This is a genomic window from Antarctobacter aquimaris (assembly GCF_900184945.1).
In the GTDB taxonomy this organism is placed as follows: Bacteria; Pseudomonadota; Alphaproteobacteria; order Rhodobacterales; family Rhodobacteraceae; genus Maliponia; species Maliponia aquimaris.
Window position 1 is genome coordinate 1 of record NZ_FXYF01000019.1, and the last position, 17,712, is coordinate 17,712.

At 65.1% G+C, this 17,712-nt stretch carries 12 protein-coding genes and 1 pseudogene; 7 read left to right on the forward strand and 6 right to left on the reverse strand.

Annotation, left to right across the window (positions count from 1 at the left end):
• The first annotated feature begins 585 nt into the window (after window positions 1-585).
• Window positions 586-720 (forward strand): hypothetical protein, encoded by a 135-nt coding sequence (locus MAA8898_RS27120; protein ID WP_281252911.1) that lies wholly within the window; start codon window positions 586-588, stop codon window positions 718-720.
• Between the two features lie 201 nt (window positions 721-921).
• Here the strand turns inward: MAA8898_RS27120 and MAA8898_RS22490 are convergent, their stop codons facing one another.
• Window positions 922-2,181, reverse strand: coding sequence for an ABC transporter substrate-binding protein (locus MAA8898_RS22490; protein ID WP_094023273.1), 1,260 nt, complete (start codon window positions 2,179-2,181; stop codon window positions 922-924).
• Window positions 2,182-2,210: 29 nt separating this feature from the next.
• Entirely contained in the window at window positions 2,211-4,217 is a 2,007-nt protein-coding gene (locus tag MAA8898_RS22495) for an SUMF1/EgtB/PvdO family nonheme iron enzyme (RefSeq protein WP_094023274.1), read from the reverse strand.
• A gap of 432 nt (window positions 4,218-4,649) precedes the next feature.
• Here MAA8898_RS22495 and MAA8898_RS22500 point away from each other — a divergent pair, with 432 nt between their 5' ends.
• From MAA8898_RS22500 to MAA8898_RS22520, 5 genes are all read left to right on the forward strand, one after another.
• Window positions 4,650-5,045: a hypothetical protein gene (locus tag MAA8898_RS22500; protein ID WP_141194925.1), complete on the forward strand. Its 396-nt coding sequence runs from the start codon at window positions 4,650-4,652 to the stop codon at window positions 5,043-5,045.
• Window positions 5,038-7,272 carry a glycosyltransferase family protein gene (locus tag MAA8898_RS22505; RefSeq protein WP_094023276.1) on the forward strand — a complete coding sequence of 745 codons (2,235 nt, stop codon included), beginning with the start codon at window positions 5,038-5,040 and terminating at the stop codon, window positions 7,270-7,272. Before MAA8898_RS22500 ends, MAA8898_RS22505 begins: the two co-directional genes overlap by 8 nt.
• Window positions 7,269-8,948 carry a sulfotransferase gene (locus MAA8898_RS22510; protein ID WP_176445284.1) on the forward strand — a complete coding sequence of 560 codons (1,680 nt, stop codon included), beginning with the start codon at window positions 7,269-7,271 and terminating at the stop codon, window positions 8,946-8,948. The genes MAA8898_RS22505 and MAA8898_RS22510 overlap by 4 nt, the downstream gene beginning before the upstream one ends.
• 187 nt (window positions 8,949-9,135) lie before the next feature.
• Entirely contained in the window at window positions 9,136-10,146 is a 1,011-nt protein-coding gene (locus MAA8898_RS22515; RefSeq protein WP_176445285.1) for an OmpA family protein, read from the forward strand.
• The gene (locus MAA8898_RS22520) at window positions 10,133-11,758 is read left to right on the forward strand and encodes a caspase family protein (protein ID WP_176445286.1); all 1,626 of its coding nucleotides are present in this window, start codon (window positions 10,133-10,135) and stop codon (window positions 11,756-11,758) included. Before MAA8898_RS22515 ends, MAA8898_RS22520 begins: the two co-directional genes overlap by 14 nt.
• Before the next feature lie 132 nt (window positions 11,759-11,890).
• Here MAA8898_RS22520 and MAA8898_RS22525 read toward each other — a convergent pair.
• The 4 genes and pseudogenes from MAA8898_RS22525 to MAA8898_RS22540 form a co-directional block, all read right to left on the reverse strand.
• A pseudogene (locus MAA8898_RS22525) lies at window positions 11,891-12,442 on the reverse strand (IS3 family transposase); the annotation flags it as partial.
• Window positions 12,443-12,683: 241 nt separating this feature from the next.
• Window positions 12,684-13,823 (reverse strand): glycine cleavage T C-terminal barrel domain-containing protein, encoded by a 1,140-nt coding sequence (locus MAA8898_RS22530; protein ID WP_094023280.1) that lies wholly within the window; start codon window positions 13,821-13,823, stop codon window positions 12,684-12,686.
• A 122-nt stretch (window positions 13,824-13,945) separates the two neighbouring features.
• Window positions 13,946-14,467, reverse strand: coding sequence for an Lrp/AsnC family transcriptional regulator (locus tag MAA8898_RS22535; RefSeq protein WP_094023281.1), 522 nt, complete (start codon window positions 14,465-14,467; stop codon window positions 13,946-13,948).
• Between the two features lie 224 nt (window positions 14,468-14,691).
• Window positions 14,692-16,125 carry a DUF6880 family protein gene (locus MAA8898_RS22540; protein WP_094023282.1) on the reverse strand — a complete coding sequence of 478 codons (1,434 nt, stop codon included), beginning with the start codon at window positions 16,123-16,125 and terminating at the stop codon, window positions 14,692-14,694.
• A gap of 472 nt (window positions 16,126-16,597) precedes the next feature.
• On the opposite strand from MAA8898_RS22540, the gene MAA8898_RS22545 reads away from it, so the two are divergent.
• Entirely contained in the window at window positions 16,598-17,659 is a 1,062-nt protein-coding gene (locus tag MAA8898_RS22545; protein WP_141194926.1) for a hypothetical protein, read from the forward strand.
• Window positions 17,660-17,712 lie beyond the last annotated feature (53 nt).

The following is a 17,712-nucleotide window of genomic DNA, read 5'->3' on the forward strand; positions in this document are numbered from 1 at the left end:
GGTGCGTGAGTCCGGCGCTCGGCATGTCGTGCCTGGCCGGTGTTCGCACCATCGGGCCGAACCGCGGATCAAAGCGATATCGGCCCCCGGTTATCCGATGGACGCGCCGCCCGGCGCGGCGCGTTATTGGATAACGGCCACGTTGCCGAGGGGTTGTTCCCGACCGGTTCACTGAACTCGCTGTCCCACTATCGACTGCGGCTCGAACCCGCCCGACATTCGCCACCACCAACCTTTCGACCTCGATGCGCCGCTGGCGCGTGACCAGTGCCGCCACCGCCGATGCGGCGGCAGAGGGGCGTTCGGCGGGCTGGGTCTGCTGGCGCGGCAAAGCGGATGGCCTCGGCGGTTTGACCCAATTGAATCGGCTCTCGCTCGTCACCCTGCGGGCGACCGGTTTGAGCTTCTTCGGTCTCTGTTGCCAGACCCTGACGCTGTCCGCCCTGGAACGGCATCGGCATCGGTTTCCAGCGCGGCACCCACACCAACTGGCAACTCGTCCAGAACGATGCCTCGGACGCACCCACGCTCACCGATCTGGGCGCGAGTTTTCCGATGGCGAGAACGACGAACGTCCTGACCCTCATGCTCCTCGTCGCCCCGAACAGCCGCGAGATCGGGGTCCGGGTCGTCGGAGAGGTCAGCGGGGCGGTGGTAGAGCTCATGCTCGACACCGACATCCCCGTCGCGACGCAACTTCTGAGCCCCGGAATTTCATGAACGATTGCGCGACGGCGGCGGTGTCAACGGCGGAGCAAGACTGGGCCACGTGGCGTCAGCGGCGTGGACTTGGAATGCAGTCTTCGCCGGGTCCAGTCCGACCGTGACAATCTCTGATATGACCGCCTCCAAAAAATGGACTGTTGCGATCCCACCTTGGCATGTCGAGGCCGTCGGAGGGCGGTTACATGTTCAGAGCCTCTACCATCCTCGCCGTTCGAGCCGTTCAAGTTGCTCCTGCAGGTGATCGAACACCGGTTTCGGGTCCGCTTCCGGGCTGGCCAGGAAATCGTGGACGGCCTGCGACCAGGTGTTCGACACGTAGACATAGCTTCCGCGCAGCCGGGCGTTGGGCCGGTTCAGCGCCATCTGAAGGCCCCCGAACACGACCTGAAAGAACTCCGACACGTTGCGGATATCGGGATCCGCGTAAAGCGCGGGGCGGGTCGGGTTCTGACTGTTGAAAAGGGCGCGCTGAAGCTGCTCTTCCTTGTTGGTCATGAAGGCGACGAGGTCTGCCGCGATTTCAGGATGTGCCGTGTGCTTCGACACGCCAAGATACCATCCGCCATGTGTTCCGCCCGAGCCCTGAGGGCCCGCCGGCAGCGTCGTCACGCCGACCTTGCCGACCAAGGGGCTGTCGGATTTCTGCGACAAGGCCCACGCGTAGGGCCAGTTGCGCATGAAAAGAGCGTTGCCGTTCTGAAAAAAGCGCCGAGCGGATTCGTTGTTGAAATCCAGCACCTGCGGCGGGGAAATCGTACCGATCCAGCCTTTGACACGTTGCAGCGTGGCCAGTGCTTCGGCGTCGTTCACCCTGACGCGGCCATCGGCGTCCAGAATTGGCGCGCCGCCCATCGCCTCGATCCATTCTAGCGAATTGCAGGTCAGCCCTTCGCCCGGCGTCGCTTCGAAGATGAACCCCCAGAAATCGGGATTGCGCTGACGCTCGGCGGCCTGAATGCGGGCGGCGATCGCTTCCATCTCGGCATAGGTGCGCGGCACCGGTTCGCCATAGGCGTCCAGAAGATCCTTGCGGTAATAGAACAAGCCCACTCCGCTCCACAGCGGCATGGCCTTTAGCTGGTCCTGAAAGGTGGCATTGGTGACAAGCCGCGTGAAATGCTCGTTTTCGGCGCCTTGTGTATAGGGCGACAGGTCAAGCAGGTACTGTTCAACGAAATTGATCCATATGGAATCGATCTTGACCACGTCGAGCGGGTTTGACGGGTCGGGCTGTGCCAGCCTGAGCCGGAAGAATTCAAGCTGATCGTTGGTTTTTTGCGGCACCTGGACAAGCCGGACGGTGTGTCCCGTCTGTTTCTCCCAGCGGTCGATGCTCTGCTGGCAGATGTTGTGCTGTGAGCCGATGGTGCCGCAGGACAGAGAGATTTCGACTGCCAGCGCGGGCGGCGCGAAACCGGCGGTCAGAACGAATACGATGAGGCGCAGAACGGACATTCTGTCTCTCCCAAATGGACGGGGGCGCCTCAGGGAAGGCGCACGACCCGGAAACCGATCGCATCGGAACGAAAGTCGGGATGCTCCCAATTGCGGTTGGATGTACTCAGCGAGGTCAAGGGATCGCTCCAGCCGCCCCCGCGAATGGCGCGTTGGCTGCAGTTCGCGGCATCGGGCGTCAGAGCCCTTTCCACGGCGGCCTCAGGCGTGGGTTCATAGCAGTTTTCCATCCACTCCCAGACATTGCCGAGCAGATGATACAGGCCGAATTCATCGGGTTGCAGCGATCGGACCGGAAAGACGCCGTGGCCCAGCGCGTCGCTGCACTCGTAATTGCGCCAGCTGAACGGTGCGCCGAGATCCGCGATGTTCACCATGTCGCAGACGCTGCGGCCGGCGAAGATCTGGTTCATGTCCATATTGAAATGAAAGGCCTCGGCCAGATATTCGAATTCGATCTCTGTCATCAGGCGGTAGCGGCGCCCGGTCTTGTCGCTGAGCCATCGGGCATAGGACTTTGCATCGTGCCAGCTGACGCAGGCGACCGGAAGGTCGTCATCCTGTTGGGTGTCGCGGCGACGCGATCCCATGACAGGCAGCGTATCGTCGAGCGGCGTGATCTGGCAGGCGTCGGGCCAGGTATGGCCGGTTTCGCGCACGAAACGGTTGAACTGACCTTGCGAGGTCTCTGTGAGGGCCACGGCAATCGGCGCGCCAAGAGCGATGCGTTTTGCGGGGCGCTCATCCGGCTGGGCCTTTTCGATCGTGTCGGGCGTGCCGAACAACAGCTCGGTGCCCCGCAGTTCGACCATCTCCGGGCAGTCGGGGCAGTCGCGTATCGTCCCAAAAAGCTCGGGCGGGTCCGGTTCGGAGTAGAACGCCTTTAACAACTGGTCACGTCTTTCAGCCTCTCGCGCCTCGCGCTCTGCCGCAAGCGCCTCTGCCTCTGCTTGGCGTGCCAGGCGTTCGGCTTCGAGCCGGGCGGCTTCCTCGGCGGCGCGCAAGGCGGCCATGCGCGCCTGCGCGTCCGACACGTGACGGCTGCCGGGAAAGCGGTCGACAAACCGTTCCAGAACGAGGGGGTCGTCGGTGGACTTGATCCACTCCCACATGTCTTCGTCGGTGGCACCGGACGTTTCGGCGGGGGCCGCGGCAAGGACAACCTCGTCGACCAGCGACGAATTCTCCCAGGGCACCTGACGGTTGTTGGTGACCTCAAGCACGTCCCGGCGCACCTTGATCATGGTCCGGTTGATCGAATCCCCCGGCGTCCCCAGGTGTCGGGCCAGCGATATCGCAAACGGGCTGTGATTGTTGGTCACACCCGGAACACGGTCGAGCGCGACATTGCCGGGGGCTGCGGCGAACGAAATCATCGTGTTGCGTTCGGCCGAGACCCGCGCAAGCCCGCGCGTCGAGGCATCGCTGCCACGGGTCGCGTCGAAGGGGTTGTTGCGGCAGGCATCCAGAAAGACCAGCGAGGTTCTGCTGGCCGTGTTCAGCACCTCGGTCACAAGGTTGAGGTCGATTGCTTCAAGGCTGAGGAATTCCGCGGATTCGAGGGAGGAATCGATCGGAAGGAGGTAGTTCTTGCCATCTACCTGCACACCATGGCCAGCGTAGAAAAACGCGCCCGTTTCACTGCCCTCGAGGGCGGCGCGGAACTCGCTGAGCGTCCGGATGAAGCCGTGACGGTCGAGATCCGTGCGCAGGATGACCTCAAAGCCCAATTCCTCAAACCTGGCGCCGATCAGGGTTGCGTCGGCGGGAGGGTTTTCCAGGTAGGGGATGCCGTCGTAGGCCCCGTTGCCGATGACAAGCGCCACGCGTTTTCCCGACTCGATGCCAGTCTGCCCAAAGCCGGCGGTGGCCCAAAGGGCGACCGCAGCAAGCAACAAAAGGATGTTTCTGGCAACTGAGCCTATGGTCATGACGGACGTATCCAAAATGGAATAAGTAACGAAACAATATTCATAACCAGGACAACGACACCACGCCGGCAAGAACGCAGCACCGTCTTCCACAGCAACCAGCATCCAACGTGTGCTGAAATTTTGCAAGGTCGGGATGTCGTTTTGATGGCCAACGCAATGACCGGTTGCCAAGGGTCGACAGGTGACTTAAGGTCAAGTTTTGACAGTGAAACGACGAGAGCGCAAATTCATGAAGAGCAAATTTTTCAGCATCGCCTCATCGACAATCGCCATGTTGACACTCGTGGGCTGCAACCAAGTGGAAGGTGCAAAGCCCAAGGCTTGTGAACCCGGGTCCACCGAGCGTTGTCCCTACGTGAAAAACTATAACGTTCCGACGTCTGGCAAGTACGGGTCGGCAGCGACGACGATGGCTGCTCCTCCTGCCGCTACTGCTGCGGCGCCGGCGCCAGCCCCGGCACCACGCGTGGCACCTGTTCGCCAAAGGGTAGGCGTACAAGGCGAATACTGATCCGTCCCCGGTAAGGTTTCCAGGTGGCAGACATTTCCGCAGACGCGGCGCCGGAGGGCGGGCTTGCCCTGTACCCGGATGGGCGCCGCGTTCTCATGTTGTATGCGCTTGATCTTGCGCCATCCACGTTTGCGCCAATTCTGCCCAAACTTGAAAGGCGGTTTTTCCGTCACAAACTGGTGATCCTGCACACGTCACTGGACTTTCGCCCGTTCATGGATGCCAAGGCCGCGTTCGAACAACTTCCGGCATTGGAGCAGATCGCGGAGTTCCCGCATCTGACCGACTGGCCGCGCTACCTGGCGGACCGGCACGCGCTTTTGATCGCCAAGTGGGCGCCAAGGCGGGCGATCGCATACGGGACGGACTTCGCCGGCTACATGGACCAGGTGCGGCAGATCGTGGGCGACCATGAATGAGCTCGATGTCGTTTATGTGATCGACGGCCGTTTCGAAGGCGGCGTGTCAACGGCCGTCGCCAGCGAACTGGATGAGCTTTTTCGCCATAATTCTTCTATCCGCGTCGGGCTGTTGCTGGTTCGCGCCCACCTGCTGCGCCTGCCGTGGCCCGTGCACGGCGGGATCCGCGCGCATGTGTCAAGCGGCCGACTCCGGGTGCTGCGTCCGGGCGAACACTGGCACGCTCAGCTTGCTCTGGTGCATCATCCGGTGGTCTTTCGCCATCTTCCGCGCACCGCGCTGCCCGTCTCTGCGGATCGTGCCATCCTGATCCTTCATCATCCGATGTTCGACAATGACGGGACCCGGCAGTATGACATCGCCGAGGTTCAGGCAAATACGGCCGCGACGCTTGCACCCGAAGTTCTGATCGCGCCCGTCAGCCCGGTGGTGCGCCGGGCGCTGGGCGGTCACACGTCGGAACACGGTGCGGTTGTGGACGAGGAGTGGATCAATCTGATCGACCCGGACCGCTGGCCGTTCGATCCCGACCGGCCACCTCCCAATCCAGGCCACGTCGTGCTCGGGCGCCACGCGCGCCCGCATCCGCAGAAATGGCCCGACACCTGGGAAGAGGCGGCGGCCGCGCATCTTGCGCACCGGCCAGAGGTGGAATTCCGCATTCTGGGTGCCGGAGATTTCCTCGCGGAACACTATGGCCGGCCCATGCCGCCCAACTGGGTCGAGCGGCCTTTCGATGCCGAGGGCGTGCCCGAGTTCCTGTCCAACCTCGATTTTTATGTCTATTACCATTCCAGCACGTGGCTCGAAGCCTTTGGACGCACCGTGCTGGAGGCACTGGCCTGCGGGCTGGTAACCGTCCTGCCGCCGCATTTCGAAGAATTATTCGGCGAGGCCGCCGTCTATGCTGCGCCCGAAGATGTGTCGGATATTATCGACGGCTTTCTCGACGACATCGATGCCTGGCGGGCGCAGCGCATACGCGCGCGGCGCTGGGTTCTGCGGCACCACAACGTGCGGCACAGGGTCGAGGACAGGCTCAAGCTTTATGGTCTGCGCGAGATCGTCCCGGTCGAATCCCCGGCCATCGACCTCGGCCGGAAGGCGCCGGTGCTGTTCCTGTCGACCAATGGCATCGGAGTGGGTCATCTGACGCAGCAACTCGCCATTGCCGACCGTCTGCCCAAGGACGAGATCCAGCCCGTCTTTGCGTCGATGAGTTTTTCGCTCCGGGTGGCGCGGGATGCCGGATACCCGGTGTTTTACCTGCCGCATCACCGGCATCTCGACGCAGGGCCGGAACCTTGGAACAGGATTTTTGCCGAAGAGGTCTTTGATCTGATCCGCCACGTCAAACCGGCGCTGCTGGCCTATGACGGTACAGCGGTGTTCGGCGGACTGGCCAATGTCCTGCGCGAATTCCCCGACATGATCTCGCTCTGGGTGCGGCGGGCCATGTGGCGCGAATACCACCGCCACTTCCTTGAGCATTCCGATCTCTTTACCGGGGTTCTGGAGCCTGGGGAACTGGCCGGAGATCTGGATCATGGTCCCACGCGCGAGGTGCGGGATGACGTGCATCTGGTCCAGCCGGTCCTGCACATCGACCCGGAGGACAGGCACGACCGCGCCACTGCGCGCGCGGCCTACGGGCTGAAGGACGGCGATCTTGCCGTGGCGCTTCAGATGGGGTCGGGGGCAAATTTCGACGTGCGGGACCTGCGAGAGGCGGTGATTGAACTGCTCATGCGCGACCCGCGCGTGCGCGTGCTCGAGATCGTGTCCCCGCTGGCGGCGATGCCCACCAGGCCAGCCGGTACGGGCGAACGGCTGATACAGATCCGCGAATTTCCCAGCTTTCGCAACAGCCGCGCGCTTGATGCGGCGATCGGCGTGGCGGGCTATAACTCGTTTCACGAACAGATCCTGGGTGGCATACCCACCGTCTTTGTCCCGAACGAGGCCGAGGAAATGGACAGTCAGCTGACGCGCGCGCAATGGGCCGAGGTGATGGGGCTTGGATTGTGCCTGCGCGCCCGGCACGACATCGGAGCGCTGGCGCAGACCGTCCGAAGCATTCTCGACGACGACGAGCGCGCGCGCCTGCGAAACGCCATGGCCGCGTTGCCGCCCGCCCGCGGTGCGCAGGAACTGGCCGAAATCATCACCGATCACAGCGCCATGGTGCGCACGGATATCCACCCCGAACGAGGATACCGGCGATGACAGGCGTCGCGACCAGACCCAGGCGTCTGATTCTGCTCTTTTCCGGGCCACGGTCCGGGTCCAACTACCTCGTCGATATCCTCAACAAGATCCCCGGAACGATTGCCGTGTCGGAGATTTTCAATCCCCGCGCGGTTTACGGGCTGAACCTGCACCCGATGCTTGAGGCCCGAATGCTGAAGGACTTCGGCTCTCAGGACGCGCTATGGCGCGAGATGCGCATGTCCCCCGAGACGTCCATGACACGTCTGCTGGACGGCGTCCCGCCAGAGATGAAAGTGATCGTCAAGGTCCTGCCGAACCAGGTGCACGCCCGCGCGATGAAGCAGATCATCGAACAACACGCGATGGGGGCGATCTTTCTGACCCGCAAACGGCTGGATCAGTTCGTTTCGCTGCGCAAGGCGCTCATGGCTGGAGACTGGTTCCACGCCGACACAACCTCCCTTCGCCCCGAGGTGCACTGCGGCGGTTTCCTGTCCTGGACCGCAGCGCTGGAAGACTGGCTGCGCGATATGGTGTCCATCGCGAACACCGCCGGGATCGTTGACGTACACCTCAACTACGAGCGCGATCTGAGGGACGGCACGGCAAGGGACATCGCAGAGCGGCTCCATGCCCGGTTGGCGCCATTGGGCATCGCCAACAGCCCGGATGAGATGGCCAGTGAATCCTGGTACACGCGGCAGGATCGCAGCGAGGATCCCTTCGATAAGATCTCCAACAAAGATGCGTTGCGGGCGGAGCTTGCCCGAATCGGCTATCTGGACGAGGCGTTGCGGGCGCCCCGCGTCGGGTCCGCGCCAGAGGATACGCCGCCGCCCGATCTCGTCGCGAACCCGGCCGCCGGGGCGTCGCTGATCCGGCAAGGTGATTTCGGGCGTCTGCGCGCTGCGCTCTACAGGATCGGGCGGGACGTTGCGCCGGGCGACTCTCGGCCCGAAGACCTGCCAAGCGCTGCTCATGGATTCGAGCGGTTCACATTTGTCTGCGGGCTGCACCGGTCCGGCACGACACTGTTGCATGACAGCATCGCCGCGCGCTTTGATGTCGCGACGCTGCATCACGACAGCGCGCCGCGCAGCGAAGGTCAGTTCCTGCAATACGCCTTGCCTCAGGAGGCGCCGTTCGGCGGGCCGGGCCATTTCGCCTTTGCGCCTCAGATGACCCCACAGCCGGTGCGCGACAGGCGCCGGGCGGCCGACCTGAGACAGCAGATCTGCGGGACCTGGGCGCCGCACACGGACAAACCCGATCACCCGCATCTGCTTGAGAAATCGCCGACCAATCTGACCCGGATCGGTTGGTTGCGAAGCGTCTTTCCCACAGCGCGATTTGTCGTGCTGGTCCGTGATCCACGTGCCGTGTCGCTGGCCACGCGCGACGAGCGCCCGATCTCGCTTGACCTGCTGCTCGCACATTGGCAGGCTGCGCATCTTTCGGCGCTGTCACAAATGGCCGAGGACTGCCACGTGCTGCGCTACGAGGATCTTTGCGAGGATCCGGACCGCGAACTGGACCGTATCGGCGCCTTCTGCGGTCTGACACCGCGCGCGGTACCGGGACCCGCGACGGAGATACGCCCAAGCAACGCCCACGACCTCCGGCACTGGCCGGACGATCTGTACTTTGCGCCGGATCTGAAGATCTGGGAGGTCTTCGGCTACACGCTCTGACCGGCAAATCGACGCCTCCGGCCTTTCAGGGCATAGGATTGCGGGGTCGGGAATTCCATCCTTGCGGCTGCACGGCCTTGGGCACAAGATCGTAGTCTACCGCTTTTCCAGGTCGAACCCACCGATTGAGGTTCGTCGCACTCCGCACTTGTTGCGCATGACGATATGAACTGGACCCTTTCCCATGATGACCTTTGCCCCGATCCAACGTTTCTCGCTAATCTTCCTCACGCTTCTGCCCGGTCTTGCCGCGGCCGACTGCGCGACCTCCCGCGCGGAGCTGTCCAAGCGCTTTAGCGAGGCGCCCATCGCCGAACTGGCGGACGCGGCGCGCAATCTGACTGCCGAAGGATGCAGCGAAGCAGAGGCGTCCGTCGCCTTGAGACAGGTGTCATCGCTGGCGGCCCGCCGGGCCGATGCGCGTCTGAACGCAGGCGACCCCGCGGGCGCGGAGGCGCTGCTCGATCATGCGCCCGTGCTGCACTGGGAGATCCTGGCAATGCGCGGCGCTCTTGCCACCGGGCAAAGCGACCACGCTGCGGCGGCTCGGTTTTACAACCAGGCGCTGGACACGCTGGGCGCCCCCGAGATCACGCCGCAGGATCCGGCGCTGGAACCTGTGGTGCCGCGCCTGATGGCGCTGGCCCAGGAAAGCATGATGCTGGCCGACAGCGCTCAGTCGGCCATGCGCTCGGACGGCTCGAGCTCGGGTGTGATGCGCGCCGTCAGCGTCGGGCTGTCCGCGCGCGACACCGCATCCACCGGCGCGGGCACCGAACAATCGCGCGACGTGCGAAATGAAACGCTGAGCTACAATATCGTTGCCTCCGCGGCCTCGAAAATCGACCGTGTCTACCTGCCTGTTCGCTTCGATTTCGGCTCCGACACGCTGAGCGAGGCGGGGCGGCGCGAGGCGCAGGCTTTGGCGGCGTTTCTGAACAAGCAATCCGGCCTCAAGAGCCTGACCCTGATCGGCCACACCGACGAGGTCGGCGGCGAGGAATACAACCTTTACCTGTCGCAGCGCCGGACCGAGGCGGTCAGGGACTACCTCTACAGTCTTGGCGTCAATGCGGAGATCCGGATCGAGTGGCGCGGCGAGTTCGATCCGCCGAAACTCGTCGATGCCTCCGCCTATTCCATAGATGAACGCCGTGCCATTGCGCGCCGGGTCGAGGTCTCCTTTGCGGATCAATGACGGTCTGGCGGCGCTCTGTGCCGCGGCGCTCCTGTTCGCGTCCTGGGCAGAGGCGGCGACCCATGGGCTTGTCGTCGGGGTCAGCGATTACGCGATCTATGAACCCTATTCCGCCGCGACGTCCGTGGGCCTGTCCTACGACCTGCTCGGTGCGGCCAATGACGCCGCACGCATCGCGCAGGCCATGCGTGCGGCCGGTATCGCTCTGCCCGAGGACCGGCTTCTGCTCGACAGTGCGGCCACCAAAGACGCCTTCCTCGCAGCCTGGGAGTCAATGCTCCGGGACGCGTCCCCCGGCGACACGCTGATCGTGACTTTTGCCGGGCACGGCGGGCAGGAACGCGAGGCCGCCGAGCCCTGGGACGAGGCAGACCGGCGCGACGAAATGATCATGTTCCATGACTTCGACCCCGACACGCCCGGCGTCGGCCGTCTTAACGACGACGAACTCAACGCGCTGTTCCGGGCCGCGGAGGCCTATGACATCGTCTGGGTGGCGGACAGTTGCCATTCGGGCGGGCTGGAGCGTTCTGCCGGGCGCACGCTGTCACGTTTTGGCGGGTTGTTCGACGGCTTGCCCGACCCCGCTCTGGCCGCCGTACCGCTGGATGCCGGCGACGAGGGCGACGCGGCTGCGGACGCCACGACGCTGGACCATGTCACCCAGATCCTGGCGACCGCCAGTGAAAGCTTTCTTGTCGAGGAGGTCCAGATCGAGGGCGAAATGCATGGTGCGCTGTCGTGGTACTTCGCCGAAGCCTTGTCGGGCGGGGCGGACGCGGACGGGGACGGCGTGACCACACGAGCAGAACTGTCGGCATTTCTGGACGTCCGTATCTTTGCCCGGATGAACCAGACCCAGCAGCCCCGCATCCTGCCGCGCGGGGACGACCGCGTCTTTTTGGGATCCGCATCCGCAGACACGGCGCCCGGGCCGGCTCCGGCCGCGCCACCCGCCACCGACACGCGGGTGCCGGTCACGGTGATCGGCCCCCCGCCGCCGGGTCTGGACTCCGGTCGCGTTCGGTTGGTCGAGCTTGGGGCGTCGCTTGTGTTCGAGGCGACGGCAGAAGGACGCTGGGAGGTGCGCAACGGAACCGGAGACCGGATCACCGACATCGACGTTTCCGGCGATCCGAACGCACTGTTCTACGGGCTGCCGGAGAGTGCTGCACCGCTGGTGGCGCGGACCGAAGCTCTCCAGAGTCTCACCGATATGGCCGCAACGGCAACGGACGCACCGCGGCTGCGGCTCAGGAGCGGCGGCGCCTTGATGCATCTGGGTGACCGGGTCTGGCTTCGGTTCGAGAACGATTCCCAGGCGCTGCCCTATCTGACGCTGTTCAATCTCGCCTCGAGCGGAGAGGTGCAATTCCTGCATCCGGCGGGTGACGACGGGCGAATGCTCTCCAATGTCTTCGACCTTGATTTCAACGTCGTCCGGCCCGTCGGCACGGATGTGCTTGTGGCGCTGGCGTGTCCGACCCCGCCGCGCGATCTGCATGCGCTGCTGGACGCCGCCCACGGTCAGCCGGTAAGCCCAGCGCTGATCGAAGCCCTGTCCTTCAGCCCCTGCAAGCTGTCGATCACCGGGCTGTATACCTCGGAGTGAGCGAGCCCCCGGCAGACGCCTTGCCCCCTGGCTCAGCAGAAGCGCGGCAGTTGTTCGCCCACCAGCGTCTCAGAGGTGGCCCGTTTTGTCTGAACAGCTTCCGGGCGTTTTCCAAGTGGTTTTCCGTCTCGATTACGCTGCGGCGAGGTTGGTCGGCCGCGGCTTGACGTCGGCTTGATCGGGCGGTCTGCCGTCAAGCGATGAATGGGGGCGGCGCCCGTTGTAGAAGCCGATGTACCGGCCGATCCCGGTTCGTGCCTCCGAGATGCTGGCATTGGCACGAAATTAGACCTCCTCGTATTTGATGCTCCGCCATAGGCGTTCCACGAAGACGTTGTCGCGCCACGCGCCCTTACCGTCCATGCTGATCTTGATCTGCCAAGCCGCCAGAACCCTGGTCGAGTTGATGGATGTGAACTGACTGCCCTGGTCGCTGTTGAAGATCTCGGGCTGACCGTGCCGAGCCTAGGCTTCCTCCAGCGCCCCGATGCAGAAGCCCGCGTCCAGCGTGATGGATACGCGCCATGCCAGGATGCGGCGCGTGGCCCGGTCGACCACCGCCACGAGATAGATGAAGCCCCGCGCCATTGGTATGTATGTAATGTCCATCGCCCAGACGTGGTTCGGGTGCGTGACGGAGAGGTTCCGCAGCAGGTATGGGTCGATCTTGTGGCCCGCCACCGGCCAGCCCGCCTTGGCCGCCAGGGCCAGGAAGGTCATCATGCGGCAGCTTGACAGGGCCGGGGTCTGCGCCTGTTCGGGGTTTGTGTGGTCCGGATCGCCGCCCCAATCGGGGGCGGCGTCCACGTCGACTTCGCAGCGGGTGTAAAGGCCACCCGGTGGGCGGCGGAGTAGCGACCCGGGTGCAGGGCCGCGCCGTTGCGCTGCCAGTGCAGGTCGATGACGCGATCGGACATGCGAACACTCAGGCCGCGGCCAGGGATTTCTTCGGGTCGAAGAAGGGACGCTCGACCACCGTCGCCATCGCCGGACCCGAGGGCAGGACGACCTCGACCCGCGTCCCGAGTTGGGCATGCTCGACGGGAACCATGGCCAGAGCGATGTTGCGCTCCAGCCGGGGCGAATAGACCGCCGAGGTGACCTTGCCGATCTCGATGCCGTTCCGGGTGATCGGCCAGAACCGGGTGTTGGGGCCTTGCAGCGGGTCGGCGTCGATGATCAGGCCGACCTGCATGCGGCGCACGCCTGCGTCGCGGATGCGGCGCAGCGCGGCCTTGCCGATGAACTCGGCCTCGATGTCGAGGTTCACCAAGCGGTCCAGCCCCAGCTCATAGGGATTGGTGTGGATGTCGGCATCGGCGTGGTAGGACAGCATCCCGCCTTCGATCCGCCGGATCGACGAGGTGTGCCCGGGCTTGAGGCCGAACTCCAGCCCCGCCGCCATGATCCGCTCCCACAGCGCGTCGCCCTTGGAGCTGTCGCGCAGGTAGAGCTCATAACCCAGCTCGCTCGACCAGCCGGTGCGCGACACGATCAGCGGGATGCCGTCGAGGTCAAGCTCACGCAGCCAGTAGTACTTCAGGTTCAGGATCTCTTCGCCGAACAGCGCGCGCATGATCTCGCCCGACTTCGGCCCCTGCAGCTGCAACGGTGACACGTCCGGTTCGCCGATCTGCACGTCCATGCCGGAATGCACCGCCACGCCCTGCGCCCAGAGCAGGATGTCGCTGTCGGCCAGCGAGATCCAGAAGTGGTTTTCGGCCAGCCGCAGCAGGATCGGGTCGTTCAGGATGCCGCCCTGGGCGTTGGTGATCAGGACGTACTTGCACTGGCCGACGGCCATCTTGGACAGGTCGCGCGGCGTCAGCATCTGTACGAATTTCGCGGCGTCCGGGCCGGTGATCTCGACCTGCCGCTCGACGGCCACGTCGCACAGGATCGCGTCGTTGACCAGGGTCCAGAAGTTCTGTTCCGGATCGCCGAAATCGCGCGGGATATACATGTGGTTGTAGACCGAAAAGCCCTTGGCGCCCCAGCGCACGGTGGCGTCGAAATAGGGGGATTTGCGGATCTGGGTGCCAAAGCCGAAGTCGTCTGCGTGCATCGTGCGTGACCTTGTCTGTCGCCGGGCGGGCTGGCCCGGAAAACGGTGGAAGATGGCGCATGTGTAGGGCGGCGCAGGCTGCCTGTGTGGTCCGAAAAACGCGCCGCTCCGGACCGTTCGGGCTATTTTTCGGACGGGTCTCGGACCGTTCGGTCGCGCGGCACGGAGCCGGCCAGTTTCGCGATGTTCGGCTGCCCCGCCTTGACCACCCGGGTGGCGATGTAGGTCATGTATCGGTCGACCCCGAGTTCGGCGTTCAGCATGCCCTGCATCAGGTCCTGAAAGGCGGAAAGGGTCGGGCAGATCGTCTTCATCACGTAGTCCATGCCGCCGCCGGTCGAGACGCATTCGGTGATTTCGTCCTGCCGTCTGACCCAGTCTTCGAACCGGTCAAAGTCGGCCTTGCGGTGATGCGTCAGCGAGACGGTGACCATGACCTGCGTCACGTCGGCGATCCGCTCCAGCGCGATGTCGGCATGGTAGCCGCGGATGAAACCCGCCGCCTTCAGCCGGTCCAGCCGTGCCCAGCAGGGCGTTGCCGAGATGTTGGCGATCTCGGCGAGCTTGCTCTTGCTCAACGGCCCGTGCTGCTGCAACGCGCCGAGAATGCGAATGTCGGTGGCATCGAGCCCCAGCCGTTTCATCTCTCCAGCCTTCCAATATTCGCGGCGCGCGGCCGGATGTCTTGAGGATCGCCCTCTGTTCTAGGACCTTGGGTCCTGCATCCAGGCGCGATTTGCGACCTCTTCCATCGCGGGTGCGGTCCTCGCCGGCGCCATCGTCCATGGCCGATCGGGGCAGGTGGGCCAATGCTCGGGGCCTGAGGTCCCCCAGGCGGACACCGCGGTCCTCCGGCGGCCACCCGGGACTACCCAACCCGGCTCCAGAATGCCGACTTGCGGCCGTGCGCGGTGCGCAGGGCGGCGACGAAAGCCTGGTGGTCCGGGTGCTCGCCGTAATCGACGATGGCCTGGTCGGCCTGCACGCACGACGCGAGGTGCCGCGCGGCGTGGCCGTAGCGGCCCGATCGCGCCTTTTCCAGCGCAAAACGGATCATCGCGCGCCAGACCAGGACGGCCGCGAGGGGATGCTCGGGCGCAAGCGTCTCGGCGGCCGGGGTCAGGATCTCGTAGGCATCGCCGTCCAGTTCTTCGGCGCGCGACAGGACGAGCCTCGCCGCCAATGCCGCATCCGGCCATGACAGGCAGAAAGCCAGCGCGGTGATCACATCGGGGAAGGCGAGCACCTTGGCCTGCGCTGTCAGCAGCGCCTCGTCGTCCTCGAAATCCGGCAGGCGCGCGAGATAACGGCGCAAGGTCGGGGCGCAGAGCCGTGCCTCGAACCGGCTCCAGAGGGCGGCGCGCAGGGCGTCCTCCTCTCCCAGCGCCTCGAGGCAGTCGAACTGCACCGCGTCCAGGTCGGGCGTGTCGAACCAGCGATCCCCGGTTTCCTGCCGGGCAAGGCTGTTCTGCACGAGGCGCAGGGCATCCCCGGGACGTCCGGCCGCAAGCAGCCGCTGCGCGGCCTGTGGTGCGATGGTGTGAAAGGTCAGTTGTTCGGCGGTGTAGCGGGCCAGCCACGCGTCCACGTCACCTTGCAGGTCGGCCACGTCCTGCAGGATGATCCGCGCGGTGCGGTCCCGGTTGTCGCGCGCCAGGTCGGACCTGCGTCGCTCGTCACCGACAAAGTCGAAACGCGCCAGGTCCACCTCGGTCAGCGGCGCGGCGATGGCGGCTTCGGCGCGCGCCTTGAGATGCGCAAGCCCGGTCTCGCCCAAGGCCCCGCCCAGGGCCGTCACCGCGTGGTCGAAGGCGCCGTATCCGTCGTCCATGATCGCATCGAACACCGTATCGGCCAGCCCCTGCGCATCCATGTCCAGCCGGGGCGCAAGGCGCGCAATCGCGTCCATCGCGTCGTCCATCACGGCGCCGATGGTGCCGTTACTGTCGTCGGTGCGCGCGTGGATGCCGGGCGCCAGGTGCAGCAGCGCCCAGAGCAGGTCGAACGCGGTCGCCGCGTCCTCGGGGGCAATCCGCCGGTCGATCGCGTCGACAAGGTCGGTCAATTCGCGGGCCAGCCTGCGCTGTGTCTTCCACGACAGGAAGCTGCGCGCCTTGCGGATCTGCGCAAAGCGCTTGCGCACATCCGCCGCGGCCTCGCGCGGGCCCTGTTCGGCCGCGAGCGCCATGCGCACGCGACGTTGCCGAGCCGCGTCTCCCTTGACCGCGTCGAGCAACAGGTCCGCCAGGGCATCTGCTCCCAGGACGACGAGGTTTTTCTTGTTGAGCGGCTTTCCGGCCATCTTTCTCCACCCCGGGCTGGCGATCGGGGCAATCTCTAGCGGCAAAATGCGCCGCCACCAAGAGGGCGGAGGCGAGGGGGGGCCGGCACCCCGGCCATGTCCGGCGATTCCCCTGGTTCGTCACCACAGCCGCGGCGGGACGATGTGCTTGCGGGAAAAGCGACGCAGACAGGCGCGTCAAGCAACACGGCGTCATCGCCGCATGATCTGTTCCCTGGCGTCCTGTCGGGTGTCTGCGCCCCGGCAAGCTGATCCCTGAGGATGTCGTCGCAGGGCGCGCGCCGACCGTGGCGCTGTCTCCGGGACCGGGCGGCCAAGGGGCAGGGCCCAGTGCCCGTCCCGCCCCGCACTTGCGTCCTTCGGGCATCTCTCTTAGGGGAACGGGGCCGGGCCGACGCGGCCTGCCGAAGGGGTGTGCGATGATGGCGTGGGACAAGACAGGCCGCAAGGCTGCGGCTCCGGGACACCGGCAATGACCCGACTTTTGCTGCACATCGGCATGGGCAAGGCGGGGTCCACCTCGATCCAGACCTTCCTGCTGTCCAACGCCGCCGCGCTGCGCGACGCGGGCGTGCTGGTGCCCGAGACGGGCAACCACACCAACCACCAGGACATCTTCACCTACCTGACAGGGGACGTGAAACACCATGACCCGCGCCTGGGCGGCCCGCGTGACGACGCGCGCAAGACGGCGCTGGGCGAGGGGTTCTGGCGGGCGGCGTTGGCCGACATGCAGGCGGCGCGCCCCCACCTCGTCATCCTGTCGTGCGAGAACCAGTTCCGGCCCTTCGCGCCGGAGGGCCTGGCGCGGCTGACCGGGCTGGTCGCCCCGCATTTCGACGACATCGAGGTCTGCGCCTACCTGCGCGATCCGGCGTCGTTTTTCCTGTCCTACGCCCAGCAGGACCTCAAGAAGCGGCCCGACTTCATGATCCCCTCGCGCAGCTACTACCGCGACACGCTGGAGCCCTGGATGACGCATGGCCCTGGCCCGGTGCGCTGCGTCCGCTTTGCGCGCGACGTTTTGCAGGGGCAGGACGCGGTGACGGATTTCTGCCTGCGCTTTGCCGGGGTCGATCCGTCGGGATATTCGCAGGCGGGGATGGAGGCCAACACCACCTTCAGCGCCGAGGGTATGGAGATCATGCAGCGTTTCATGCGCGGCCAGATCGGGGCACCCACGCGCTACCACCGCCAGCGTCCGCAGCGGATGAAGGCGCTGGTCGAAGAGGCCGACCGCCAGTGCCCCGGCTACGCCCGCCCACAGCTGCGCACGGACCTCAAACCGGCGCTCGAGGCGCGGGCAGGGGACTTGGACTGGCTGGAAAAAACCTTTGGCGTCACCTTCCCCGAGATTGGCCCGCCGACCATGCCGCCGGACGAGGCGGACCGGCAGGTGCGTGCGCTGGACCGCGTTGCCGACATCTGTGATGTCGACCCCGACCGCCTGGCCGCCGTGCAGGCCGAGATGCTGCGCCTGGCCGCGCCCCGCCGCGGATTGTTGGACCTGTTTCACCGCCGCCCCCGATCCTGAGAATTCACGCGAATCCGCTTCAAAAACCCCGGGCCGCTGGGCATAAAGCCGGG

Coding starts and splice junctions, on each gene's coding strand:
- MAA8898_RS22510 (WP_176445284.1), top strand. CDS start 7,269: ATGACAGGCGTCGCGACCAGACCCAGGCGTCTGATTCTGCTCTTTTCC.
- MAA8898_RS22530 (WP_094023280.1), bottom strand. CDS start 13,823: ATGCACGCAGACGACTTCGGCTTTGGCACCCAGATCCGCAAATCCCCC.
- MAA8898_RS22505 (WP_094023276.1), top strand. CDS start 5,038: ATGAATGAGCTCGATGTCGTTTATGTGATCGACGGCCGTTTCGAAGGC.
- MAA8898_RS22545 (WP_141194926.1), top strand. CDS start 16,598: ATGACCCGACTTTTGCTGCACATCGGCATGGGCAAGGCGGGGTCCACC.
- MAA8898_RS22515 (WP_176445285.1), top strand. CDS start 9,136: ATGACCTTTGCCCCGATCCAACGTTTCTCGCTAATCTTCCTCACGCTT.
- MAA8898_RS22540 (WP_094023282.1), bottom strand. CDS start 16,125: ATGGCCGGAAAGCCGCTCAACAAGAAAAACCTCGTCGTCCTGGGAGCA.
- MAA8898_RS22535 (WP_094023281.1), bottom strand. CDS start 14,467: ATGAAACGGCTGGGGCTCGATGCCACCGACATTCGCATTCTCGGCGCG.
- MAA8898_RS27120 (WP_281252911.1), top strand. CDS start 586: ATGCTCCTCGTCGCCCCGAACAGCCGCGAGATCGGGGTCCGGGTCGTC.
- MAA8898_RS22490 (WP_094023273.1), bottom strand. CDS start 2,181: ATGTCCGTTCTGCGCCTCATCGTATTCGTTCTGACCGCCGGTTTCGCG.
- MAA8898_RS22495 (WP_094023274.1), bottom strand. CDS start 4,217: ATGCTGGTTGCTGTGGAAGACGGTGCTGCGTTCTTGCCGGCGTGGTGT.